Consider the following 11645-nt stretch of genomic DNA (forward strand, 5'->3'; position numbering starts at 1 on the left):
TATATTTTTTCCACCTATTTCCCGACAAAAAAATCGGTCGCCTTTCGACCAGCTCCGACCCCCTCTGAGCACCCCTGCCAGCCCCCCTATCAGGGCGTTATATTATCAATATATTTTTTCCACCTATTTCCCGACAAAAAAATCGGTCGCTTTTCGACCGTATTTGCTTGTCCATATTTTACAGTAACGGCACGAGGGTGTCAATCCCTCGTGCCGTGTTTCTCTTTAATTTCTTGGAGCTGCACTCGGATACTCTTTTTTCTCTCTACTACTGCTTTAGGTTGTGCCTTTAATGTCCTATTGCACGCCTGTACCGTTGCACCTAACGCGGTCACAGCATTTATTATCCGCTGCCACCGCTCCCACGTTAACCCTTTTACTCGTCCAAAAAACGATTTCTTCGTTTGAATATCTTGAGTTTCCTCAGTTACTCCCATACATTTCTCCATAAGAGTGTTTACTACGCCTATTAGCAGTTTCTTTTGTTTCTGTAACCTCTCCGTTTCTTTCTTAAAGTTCGAGATCATCTCTCCGGTGTCGGCGCATATTTGCTTCAGCTGCTCGTTTTGCTTCTTTAGCTCTGCATTCTCTTTCTGTATCTCCTGCACTTCGTCGACTTCGTTCAGCTGCGCGTTCTTGTCTGCTAGCTTCTGCATTTCCGACTTGAGCAGCGATATTTGCGATGAAAGCTCCGATATTGTCTGCTTCTGCTGTTCGATTGTCTGTCTTTGCTCCTCGATCAGCTGCGAGCTGCTCTCTTGCACGCTGCTCTGTTTGCTGACTTCGTGCATTGCCCTCAAACTCATGTTCCAAGCTCTCCTTTCCAAAGTCCATGTTATAATACTTCTCCAGCTTGTTATTGCGGATTTTGCATTGCTTTTCGCCCTGCTCTTGCCGTTTTAAGTCTGTAAAGGTAATATATTTGTGGCTGTCCTGCCAGTCTACGCCGTATCCTCGCTCATTCATATGCTGCACAAAGTCTGTACGGCTGGTGGCCTGTTCTCGGCAGTCCAATATCGCCAGCGCAATATCTTGCACATAGCTCTTTATCTCGCTCTGCTCGGCCTTTTTGAGCAACTGATAGGTGTCCTTGCTGAACGCTACCGTTTCCTCTCGCTCCTGTCCATCAAAGGTCTTTCCCTTTTCGGTAATATGCAGCCCGTATTTCGCACACAGCTGATCGGAATAATCTTTCATGGCCTGCAGCTCTGCCTTGCTCTGCTGGAGCTTATGGCCGTCTACATAGCTCACGCTGTTCACCACAAAGTGCGTGTGGATATGCTCCTTGTCCTCATGGGTAGCAATCAACACCTCAAAGTCCTGCCACTCCGGTCGTGAGGCTGCCAGCTGGCACGCGATCTGGTGCGCCTGTGCCGGATCTATCTTCTCGCCTGGTGCAAAGCTCTGAACAAAATGCTTGTAGGTTCGCCCTCCGTCCTTATCCCACAATAATTTCGTAACTCTCATTTCATCTTTAACTGTATCAGGAACGCAATTCAAGCCACTCAGCAACTTTTGTTCAGTTTTTTCCTCTTGCATTACATAATCGAGGACTGTGTTTATCCCAGCTTTTGAAGATACTGCCTTAATGACTGCCATACTATTTTCACCTCATCTAATACCGTCGGCAATTCTTTTTTGTAATCAATATAGCCGCGCTCATTAAGTCTTTGGGCGATTTGGTTGAGGTTCGTGCCCTGCCGTTTCAGCTCCGGCACGATCTCTTTGATACCGTCCGTATTTACAATCTCCTTACCCAGCACGCAGGACAAAATGTACCGCTGCTGGTTCATGCCGCTTTCAGAAATTTTCTGTTGCAGCAGCTCCCATTCCTCCTCACTAACTCGGAACGAGAGCTGCTTCGGTCTACTCTTATTTGCCATGACCGCCGTTATTCTCCCTTAAATTTTCTCAGTGCCTCTACATAATCTCGGATTGCTTCTACTTCTTCGGCCATACTCAACTTGCTCGGCTTCCAATCGTCCAGCCAATACTGCAATTCATCTTCAAAATCGAACGTGTCACCTGGCTCCATTTCGTATTCTTCACGCTGCTCCTCAAACTCCTCTGGGTGCGATTTGTATTCTTCGTTCTCCTCATAGAGTTCGATAAAATTTTCGAGGTCTGCGTTCTGCTCCAGCAAATGCCACAGCAGCGTTCTCTTATCATCACACTCAAAATCGCAGCGGTTGAACCAGTCCTCGGCAAGATAGCGTTCGTCCGAACCATTGGTGAAAGTGCCATCAACCAGATCACCGATGAAGCTCTCCAACAACTCAGAAACCGTCATGCTGTGGCTGGTGGCTTTTTGCAAAATGCGGTCGCAATCAGCATCGGACAATTTCAAAACGAGTGTCCGCTCTTTGATGGTTTCGATCTCTTTTTTCTGATCTTCGTACAACATGGGAAACCTCTCTTTCTTTCGTTCGCGGCGTTCTCCAAGCAGGGGATTGAAGGGGGTGCAGCCCCCTCACAAGCTCTAAAGTGGTAACACTTTAGGTAGCTTGCAATATATCTCCCACACCCTCATTATACATAGCTGGCATATCGTTGTCAAGTGTGGGAGATGGGCTTGCGGTAGCAAGCCCCAGTGCGGCAGATTGCCCTCCTGCCTGCTGCGACACATGGAGAAAAACGAGCGTCAAGGGTGGTTCATATGAACCACCCTTGACGCTCATTTTTCGGAATGTATGCTGTAACAGCATGGTAATCGCCGCCCTGTTTCTCTGGACAGATAGGAAAGAACACAGTCATAACTTATACAAATAGAAAGAAACCCTTCAAGGGTTTCTTTCTATTTGTCACACATTCAATACTCTGACTATTCTACCTAGTTTGCATATCCAGAAGAAATGAAAAACGAATCAATCACAGTAACTCCATCATTTTCATAGACCGGAATCTCATGGTCATACGGAACATAATCCGGAATATTATGCGGAAGATCCGATGTTTTAATGTAGCCCTCTGCTCCATTTTTTCCAATGGCAGAGATTAAATCTACGTCTACATTCAGATGCTTTACAGCCATCGCTTCTCCATAAGTTTCTCCGACAGAATTAGTATGAATCTGATTCTCTTCACTAATTAAACCTACATCGCTATTAGAACGAGTAGACATCGTATAACTTACATTTTCCAACTCAACTTCCTTCATCGCTCCATCACTACCCATGTAGTAAGTAGTTCCTTCGGCTGTATACTTTCCCTGACCACTTGCTTGTCCTGTAGTCGCGGTCACACCCGTGCTCAAGGCCCCATTGGTCACAGGACCTCCATACGAAGCTAATGCCTGGCCTCGATAAAGCTCTGCAGATGCTTTAACGTAATTTGCTGGAACCTGTGTACCATCCGTAGTCAGTATGGTTGCTGTCGAACGAACTAATCCCTTAGAAGCCGTTATTGCGGTTCTACTATGATACTTAATGTTGCTCTTGCCAGTCACGGTTGCTGTCCATTTAGAATACTGCCAATTATCTGCTGCAGCTGCCGCAACAACGCAAATAGCACTACATAACAGCAACGATACTAAACGTTTAATCATATTCTTCTTAGACCTCATAAAAATGCTCCTTTCTATGCTATTTTACCTAATCTTAAAATTTGTAATTTATTCCGTTAACGAAGTAGCTGCAACCATAGTATCAGTCGAGGAACTTTCTTCGGGTCCATAAATATGGAAAGTATCAATGACCGTGACACCATCAGATGCATATACAGGGATATCTTTACTGCTATCGTCATAAGTCGCGGCTTCATCAAGCGTTTTCGGCCCATTCATTTCACTTGCTCGAATATATCCTTTTTTACCATTGACACCAATAGCGGAATAAAAATCTAAATCTCTAATCTCAGAAGAATCTTCAGTAGTGGCATTACCCATTGTATAGCCATTCTCATTTACGAAAATAGCATCTTTATCTTGTGTTTCCTGATTATTATTCGCCATAGACGAACGAGTTGGCTTTGTCATTGATGGAGTTCTGGTAACTGTCAGTGGTTTATATTCTCCACCTTCGTAAAGTTTCAGAAGGGCTTGTCCGTAATATGTTTCTGTTCCATAAGAAGCATAGCTAATGTTAGAAACCAAATTATTTGCATATTGTGTATTTTGAGTCCAACTAGAGCTGCCTACTACTTCGCCATTCGAAGTCATAATTGTAGACTTAATCATCATATAGCCAGCTGGCACAGTATTTTTGCTTACAGTTGCTACTGTTCCTCCTCCAGCTAATTTATTAGGTGCAGTGCTTGACGTATTTAATGTCGAATATGCCTGATAATCAATTCCCGCCGCCGAGCACTTGAAAACAGTGCTAATGGTAGCCGATGCAGAAATGATGAGCGCACTTGAAAGCATTAACGCAATTATTCCAATTCGCTTTTTTTTCATAAAGACACCTCTATAGTCTATAAACTCAGTATTTTACATAACCACTAACCGAAATACTCTGTGAGGAATTGTTTCTCACTGCAAATACATAATTGCCACGAGTATCAACCTTAATGGTCTTATCAAAAGTGCCATTATTCACGGTTAAATAATGAAATTTCCCTTTGCTATCAACCAAACCAAAATCTACGCTTGCAGAGAATGGAGAGTATGTAGCTTTAATCGTTACAGTTTCCCCAGCTTCCAACGGGAAACTCTTATCTGCCCGCAAGATAGATTTAGCAGGAACCGTCATATTAAAGGACCCCGAAGCACGTTCAAGGCTCAGTTCAATTACATGATCTCGATGCTCAACGTTTTTCGGAGCAATATCAGCTGCATTAGCTGACATACCCACCCCGCTAACGATAAGTACTCCTGCCAAAATAGATCCGAAAATTTTCTTAACTCTCATTGCTACCACTTCCTTTCACAAACGCCTACCAATCTACCGAAAAATCTCCAGAAAATACAACATCATCTTCTTCTGTTTCCATTTCGGAAATTGGAACTTCATTTTGTGGCTTATTAGTGTTATGTAAATGCAGCAGCATAACACCCCCCACAACCAGCAATATAACTACAACGCAAGCTATTAGGCCCACTAAAATTAGTTTGATCGTGCATCCATCCAAATGTCGTATTTTTCTGTCTGGTTTTCTTCGGAACCCTCTAATACGTAAATTGGCTGGATATATTCACTTTCTGGATCTGCGTAGAAAGCATCAGAAACAGAATCGACCAAAATACTGCTTGGAGCCACTTCAGCATTTAGGGTGTACTCATTTTCGCTCAGCGATGTTGCTACTTCATGATAGTTCTTACCTTCAACATCAGCATCAACCAAGGTATATTCATTTGCAAACTTGTCAACGCCAACGATTTCTCCAGTCCCTGATACGGAAATGCAGATACGAAATGTTCCATATACAGGTTTTCCGGCAATCTCAGGGTAGAAATATACATTTTTTCTGAGAATTTCTTCTGTCCCTTGTGTTGCATCCCCGGTCGATGTCGTACCAACCTTCGCGTCCCCTAGCTCCTGCAGCGGGTACAGATTGTTGTCCGCAATAAACTGCTCAGCTATTTGGATGGCATCGGCGTCCGACAGTGTGCCTTCCTTTGCATCAAAGTCGATTGGTTTTTGATAAAACCATCTGCCGGTTTGCGCATCAATTCCAACTGTAGTTCCATCAGATAATGTATTTCCGGTTGGAAAAGTTCCTATATCAGATGAGGACACCTGAAATAAATCTTCGATTTTTTTCTTTTCCTGATTAATGTTAACCGGTTTCAAACGATATACAGCCAACGATTGGCTCGCGTTGTCGATCTCCGATTCGGCAGCATCCGCGATAGATACACGGGTATTCGCTGTTACGATGTTTCCAACTGCAGGGAGATTTAACTTCGGAATTTGCTCATCCTGCGGTTCTGCAAAATGCAAGACTGTTACGACACATAACATCACTGCGACACATGTCGTGACAAAGATTTTACGGTTTTGAATAACGAAATTTTTCATGCTACACGCTCCTTCCTGTGTGTGGAATTGTTTCTGTAACAATAATACTAAAGGAATTTTTCGAGCTACTATAAGATGGTGCCGCGCTTGTTGTGGTGATATAATCATTTTTGGCATTGGTATATCCCATTACACGTGCAATAACATCGTTCTTTTTTTGCTGTGGTTGGTAGACTCTAGTCGCTCTTAGGAATGCGTTCACTACAGTCTGATTCTGTAGATTTTGGCCAAACATATAACCCTCACGGCTGTCCAAATACATCGTAGATGCATAGCCCAATTGCAAACGAGTTCCATTAAAGGTATTGTATATTCGAGTAACCTCGGATGACAATCCATTATTAGTCATCCAGTTGCATGAATACATTACCACATATCGGTGTTGTGTTCGGATAGCCTCTTTCGGAACAATTGTGCTGTCATACGACATCGGACCATTCACGTAACCGTGTCCAGAAAATGCAAAAATCGTTTTCGGTGAAGCATTCAGCCTGCTCTTTAATGCAGACGCAGTGACTTGACTGTCCTTTAACAATGTTCCAGAGTAGTTATATGAACTTCCAAATACAACAGCTAATTCGGTATTTAATTTCGAAACATATGTAGCACCAGCACGATCGGGCTCATCTAGATAATCATTAATTCCACAAAAGGAGCCGTTCACCGTTACCGCAGATGCGGATCCTATCATCAATACTGCTCCCATAAGGGAACAAACGATGGTTTTTAATCTTCCCCTCATAACTAAACCTACTTTCCAAAGATCTTGAAGCGATTTTATTACTTTTGTTCTCACCGGTAACGTTGTCATACTTCGAGCCTATAATGAGACTCCATCCGTATTTATCTCAATATTTTACATAACCACTAACTGAAATACTCTGTGAAGAATTATTTCTCACTGCAAAAACATAATTTCCTCTGGTATCAACCTTAATGGTCTTATCAAAGGTGCCATTATTCACGGTTAAGTAGTGAAATTTACCTTTGCTATCCACCAAACCAAAATCGACGCTTGCAGAGAACGGAGAGTATGTAGCTTTAATCGTTACAGTTTCCCCTGCTTCTAACGGGAAACTCTTATCTGCCCGCAAAATAGATTTAGCAGGAACCGTCATATTAAAGGATCCCGATGCACGTCCAAGGCTCAGTTCAATTACATGATCTCGATGCTCAACGTTTTGGGGAGCAATATCAGCCGCATTAGCTGATACATTGACCCCATTAATGATAAGCACTCCTGCCAAAATAGAGCCGAAAATTGTCTTAACTTTCATTGCTACCACTTCCCTTCACAATCGCTTACCAATCTACCGAAAACTCTCCAGAGAATACGACATCTTCTTCTGTTTCCATTTCGGAAATTGGAACTTCATTTTGCGGCTTATTAGTGTTATGTAAATGCAGCAGCATAACACCCACCACAATCAGCAATATAACTACAACGCAAGCTATTAGGCCCACCCGTAAATGGTTTGACGGTTTTTCTTTTGCTTCATCTTCCGTTTTAGAAACTTTTTGCATATCTTCAGCCGTTTTATCCGATAGCAAATAATCCACGGATACATTATACAGCTCACTCAATGCTCTGAGTTTCTCCCGAGAGGGAACCGCTAACCCGATTTCCCACCTTGATATAGCCTGACGAGATACATTGATCTCCTCAGCCAGCTGAAGCTGAGATAAACCTTTCTCCTTTCTCAAGCGAACTAACTTCTCTGCTGTAGTCATTTATTACACCTCTATATTACCCACATATTCGACTAAAATAAACCAATCTACGATTGCATTTGAGCAATTATAGATTGCATCTCATGCAATTCTCTAAATTTCACCTATTATAATACAATCTCCATTAAAATATGTAAATATCAACCACTCTAAATGTCCAAAACACATACAGCAAAAGCCCTGGCGTTTTGTGCTACACCAGGGCTTATTATCATTGCTTACAGCCGTCTGAACCACTTCTATAATCTACTTCTCACAGCCTTTATCTCCTAAAGAACCTGCTTAACCAGCTCCGTCCTTTCGGCGCTGCCCGATCCTCCGGCACGTCGGCAGATGCACGATCTTCCCCACCGGCAAGCTGCTGCTGCATTGTCCCAGCGTGGAGGGCCTGCGCCGCACGCGCAGTTTCCTGCGCTGCCAGCAATGCAGTGCTGCACTCCGCCAGCCTCGCGTTTAACTCTCTGATCTGCTCGTCTTTCACTGCCAGCTGTGCTTGCAGCGTATCAACAGTAGTCTGTAAAACGCCAACTAAATCGCAAACTTCATGGTTTGCGGTTTGCGATTGGTTGGCGTTTGTGGTTTGCGATTTGGTTTGCGATTGCTCATCGCTAACCGAATTTTCAGTCACTATTTCTTGCTGTCTTTTTTTCTGAAAAGCCATTTTTATTAACTTTTCTTGTTGGTTTTCGATCGCAAACTGGTTTCCGTTTTTTCGCAAACTTGATCGCAAACCAAGGTTTGCGATTTGCTTACTTACAGCAGTCTTTGATACGCCCAATTCGTCCGCAATTTCCTTGATCGTTTTGGCCATCTGGCACACTCTCCTTAAAACAGGTCGCTATGCGAACCAGTTCTAATCAGCTTCAAGATCAGAGCGTCGCGCTCAATCTTATACACCAACAGCCAATCCGGCTGAATGTGACACTCTCTCATGTCTTTGTAATTTTTCGAATTGGTCAGCGCATGATCTCGGTAGGCAGACGGCAAAGGCTTCTCCTCGCACAGCAATTCCACGACAGCACTCAGCTTTTGCGGATCGCAGCCACGCTTCACCGCCAGCTTATAGTCTTTCTTGAACTGCCCCGTAAACTCCGGTTTAAGCATTAAGGGCCTCCATCATATCTGCCACACTGTCGAACGGACCGTGCATATCTTCGTCATTCTCCGCTGCTTTCATCGCTGCATAAGTGATGTCGTTCGGCTCGTCCAGACGAACTTCAAACGGCAATCCATGATAGCGCAGTGCCTGACGGTAAAAAATGCCCGTAGCGGTGCTCAAATCCATGCCCAACGACTGAAACAAATCTGCCGCCTGCTTCTTCAGCTCCGGTTCAATACGAAGCGTCATATTACCCTTAGTTGCCATATAAAAGCACTCCCCTCAAAGCATATTACTGATATTCTACATCCATATTATATGCTTTATTTATTTGCGTTGCAAGCGCAATGCAAATAAAATTTACTTGTGATTATTACTCTAACAATCTGGCAACATCTCGTTTAGCATACACCACACGAGCGACTGTCACCAACTTCTTTTCCTCGTCCACCCAATAGAGCATTAAAAAGTTCTGCACTAAGATTTTTCGATACTCACGCTTCAACGGGCGGATTGGTTGATACGCCGGAAGCGCATACGGAAATGTAAGTATGCTTTCCGCAGCGTTCACCAGTTCCATAGCCAAACGATCTGCCGCAGCAGGATTTTGCAGCTCTCCACTGATATAGCGCACGATTTCAACCATATCTCGCTGGGCAACAGGCAGGTACTCCAGTTTATACACCCTGCTCCCCTCCAATAGCGGCTTTCATCGCTTTCAATACATCTTTGGAGGAATAACGCTGATCTGTCAGCTCGGCCTCTCGCTCGGCCTCTTGCAGCTTGAAGTAAACCTCGCTTTCAAATTGCAAGTTTTCAAACGCTTCCATGCTCAAAACGACCATATCACCATACCCATTTTTGGTTAAAAACACAGGCTGAGCCGTTTCATGCACTGTTTTGGAAATGTCCGCAAAGTTATTTCGCAAATCCGATACAGGTCTAATCATATTCATACCATCAACCTCCTTACTATTATTTTAGCGTAATTATGCTAAAATATCAACATCATTTATTTTCTGTTTTGGGCGGAAACAAAGCGTTAACGCAATCGGTCGCTAAATAATTCATGTACTCATCGTCCGGCATAACGTTGATCCGGCGAATACCATTCGCCGCACACCCAACCAGCAGCCCGGCATCGACCTCACTTTCCGCAAAAACCATGTGTTTTTCCTGCTCCTGCACCTGCTCTTTTCTGGTCTTTCCATGCAAGAACACTTCATAGGCTTCTTCTTCCGAAAGCCCGCGTTCCTTCGCAATCGCAGTCACCGCAGCCACAATCTCAGCTGCCTTACGCTGGCTCTCATCACCAGACAGCTGAACCATCTTCTCTTTGTTCGTATATTCGCGTAAATTCATTAAACCGGCCTCTTCCCACCAACGATATACTGTCTTTTTACTCAATCCAGTTTCTCTGATACACTCCGCTTTCGTCCCCTCTGAGTGCTCAGAACGCCACTCAGCTACCACAGATAGCTTGTCCGGCCTACCATTACCGTCCGTCCATTTACGCCCCTGTCGGCGCATACGAATATCTCGAATTGCTCTTGCTTCCTCCAGATGATCAGATTGCTTCTGACCATTCCTCCTGTTCTTCTCAATCTGAATACCGGTACGCCACACAATCGTATCAATCGGATATGTAGCATAGCTATCCGTATAAGCCTCCAGAGCGTGCATAACATCGTCCTCAGTGAACTCATCACCTTTTGTATTCATGAATGGAATAAGGCCGTATGCGTCCTCCTCGAGCGTTTCTCGGGGTACTCCACACTTCTGCGCATATGTCGCAAGAGTCATAATACACCAATATCTGTGTCCCTGTTCGGCACCCTCTTTTAACTTCCTAATCCACCAGTCATAAACTGCTTTCTTACAAGTCCATGTATTCCTCGGTCGCTTCTCCACAATACGCCGCTGATACCACTCTGGATACTTCTTCTTCGCATCTTCGAGCCGTAAATCAGACTTATAAACAAAGCTCACAGCACGATGATCCTCTGGCACAAACTTATTCAAATACTCTACTGTAACCTTTTCACCGACCGAAAAGGCACGGCAGCGACCACCATCTTTCGTAATCGTACCAACCACACGAAAACCCTGAAACAAACTCTCATACTGCACCTTATCATGCAGCGAGGACGCGCCCTGTGTCCATGCCTGCCAAGTCAGCCGCCTTTTCAGCTTCTCCAACTCCTCAACAATGTTCTTAAACATCGGAATAGGCTGCTTAAAGACATAATAAATATGGATACCTGAGCCGGAAGATACCAAATACGTAGGCCGCGGCAGACCCCAAACAAACTGCAACATCTCATGACCACGGTTGATCTGCTCCATAAAAAAATCCCAATGCTTCCGCTCCGTCATACCATCAAGATCAATAGCCAACGCATACATAAACCGAGCATTGGAGGACTTCCGACTCTTACCTGCATAACTGATCGGGCTCATAAGACAGAAATCATGTGACCCAACCATATCCGCAATCGTATCAAGATCATCAGTAATCGTCATACGCTTTGCACGCTTGCTGCCTTTCTCAATAGCAATCGCTATACCATTATATTTCCCGTCCTCATACTCACCGCGCTCCTCAAAGGAGCCCTCCGGAAAGATGTCCCGATAAAAGTCCATATAGTGAACTTCCTCAAACAGCGCTTTCAAAGCACCTAAAATATCATACATCCCCATGCACCTCCAGCCCCCTATCAGGGCGTTATATTATCAATACAGTTTTTTACCTTTTCCCGACAAAAAAATCGGTCGCTTTTCGACCAACTCCGGCCCCCCTCTGAGCACCCCTGCCAGCCCCCTATCAGGGCGTTATATTATCAATATATTTTTTCCAC

17 protein-coding genes are annotated in these 11645 nt (G+C 44.2%); all 17 read right to left on the reverse strand.

Features of this window, described 5'->3' with window-relative positions:
• Positions 1-200: 200 nt before the first annotated feature.
• Entirely contained in the window at positions 201-437 is a 237-nt protein-coding gene (locus tag DWZ82_RS14530) for a hypothetical protein (RefSeq protein WP_147356956.1), read from the reverse strand.
• A 73-nt stretch (positions 438-510) separates the two neighbouring features.
• Positions 511-1599 (reverse strand): relaxase/mobilization nuclease domain-containing protein, encoded by a 1089-nt coding sequence (locus tag DWZ82_RS14535; protein WP_117752368.1) that lies wholly within the window; start codon positions 1597-1599, stop codon positions 511-513.
• Positions 1560-1883, reverse strand: a complete 324-nt coding sequence (locus DWZ82_RS14540; protein WP_117752367.1) for a plasmid mobilization protein — start codon at positions 1881-1883, stop codon at positions 1560-1562. The genes DWZ82_RS14535 and DWZ82_RS14540 overlap by 40 nt, the downstream gene beginning before the upstream one ends.
• Before the next feature lie 8 nt (positions 1884-1891).
• Positions 1892-2404 carry a molecular chaperone GrpE gene (locus tag DWZ82_RS14545; RefSeq protein WP_117752366.1) on the reverse strand — a complete coding sequence of 171 codons (513 nt, stop codon included), beginning with the start codon at positions 2402-2404 and terminating at the stop codon, positions 1892-1894.
• A gap of 426 nt (positions 2405-2830) precedes the next feature.
• Positions 2831-3562 (reverse strand): hypothetical protein, encoded by a 732-nt coding sequence (locus DWZ82_RS14555; protein WP_117752364.1) that lies wholly within the window; start codon positions 3560-3562, stop codon positions 2831-2833.
• A 48-nt stretch (positions 3563-3610) separates the two neighbouring features.
• Positions 3611-4393: a hypothetical protein gene (locus tag DWZ82_RS14560; protein ID WP_118481381.1), complete on the reverse strand. Its 783-nt coding sequence runs from the start codon at positions 4391-4393 to the stop codon at positions 3611-3613.
• Positions 4394-4418: 25 nt separating this feature from the next.
• Positions 4419-4847 (reverse strand): hypothetical protein, encoded by a 429-nt coding sequence (locus tag DWZ82_RS14565; RefSeq protein WP_117752362.1) that lies wholly within the window; start codon positions 4845-4847, stop codon positions 4419-4421.
• Positions 4848-5042: 195 nt separating this feature from the next.
• Entirely contained in the window at positions 5043-5957 is a 915-nt protein-coding gene (locus tag DWZ82_RS14570) for a hypothetical protein (protein WP_117752361.1), read from the reverse strand.
• A gap of 1 nt (position 5958) precedes the next feature.
• Positions 5959-6699 carry a DUF6345 domain-containing protein gene (locus tag DWZ82_RS15015; protein WP_147356957.1) on the reverse strand — a complete coding sequence of 247 codons (741 nt, stop codon included), beginning with the start codon at positions 6697-6699 and terminating at the stop codon, positions 5959-5961.
• 106 nt (positions 6700-6805) lie between these two features.
• The gene (locus tag DWZ82_RS14575) at positions 6806-7234 is read right to left on the reverse strand and encodes a hypothetical protein (protein WP_117752375.1); all 429 of its coding nucleotides are present in this window, start codon (positions 7232-7234) and stop codon (positions 6806-6808) included.
• Positions 7235-7259: 25 nt separating this feature from the next.
• Positions 7260-7688 (reverse strand): helix-turn-helix domain-containing protein, encoded by a 429-nt coding sequence (locus DWZ82_RS14580; RefSeq protein WP_117752374.1) that lies wholly within the window; start codon positions 7686-7688, stop codon positions 7260-7262.
• 262 nt (positions 7689-7950) lie between these two features.
• Entirely contained in the window at positions 7951-8499 is a 549-nt protein-coding gene (locus tag DWZ82_RS14585) for a hypothetical protein (RefSeq protein WP_243022965.1), read from the reverse strand.
• Between the two features lie 14 nt (positions 8500-8513).
• Positions 8514-8792, reverse strand: a complete 279-nt coding sequence (locus DWZ82_RS14590) for a type II toxin-antitoxin system YafQ family toxin (RefSeq protein ID WP_117752373.1) — start codon at positions 8790-8792, stop codon at positions 8514-8516.
• Positions 8785-9054 carry a type II toxin-antitoxin system RelB/DinJ family antitoxin gene (locus DWZ82_RS14595; RefSeq protein ID WP_117752372.1) on the reverse strand — a complete coding sequence of 90 codons (270 nt, stop codon included), beginning with the start codon at positions 9052-9054 and terminating at the stop codon, positions 8785-8787. The genes DWZ82_RS14590 and DWZ82_RS14595 overlap by 8 nt, the downstream gene beginning before the upstream one ends.
• 106 nt (positions 9055-9160) lie before the next feature.
• The gene (locus DWZ82_RS14600) at positions 9161-9472 is read right to left on the reverse strand and encodes a type II toxin-antitoxin system RelE/ParE family toxin (RefSeq protein ID WP_117752371.1); all 312 of its coding nucleotides are present in this window, start codon (positions 9470-9472) and stop codon (positions 9161-9163) included.
• Positions 9465-9743, reverse strand: coding sequence for a type II toxin-antitoxin system Phd/YefM family antitoxin (locus tag DWZ82_RS14605; protein WP_117492668.1), 279 nt, complete (start codon positions 9741-9743; stop codon positions 9465-9467). The genes DWZ82_RS14600 and DWZ82_RS14605 overlap by 8 nt, the downstream gene beginning before the upstream one ends.
• A gap of 52 nt (positions 9744-9795) precedes the next feature.
• The gene (locus DWZ82_RS14610) at positions 9796-11481 is read right to left on the reverse strand and encodes a hypothetical protein (RefSeq protein WP_117752370.1); all 1686 of its coding nucleotides are present in this window, start codon (positions 11479-11481) and stop codon (positions 9796-9798) included.
• Positions 11482-11645: the final 164 nt, after the last annotated feature.

It is taken from the genome of Butyricicoccus sp. AF35-5AC (genome assembly GCF_003477715.1).
Classification (GTDB): Bacteria; Bacillota; Clostridia; order Oscillospirales; family Butyricicoccaceae; genus Agathobaculum; species Agathobaculum butyriciproducens.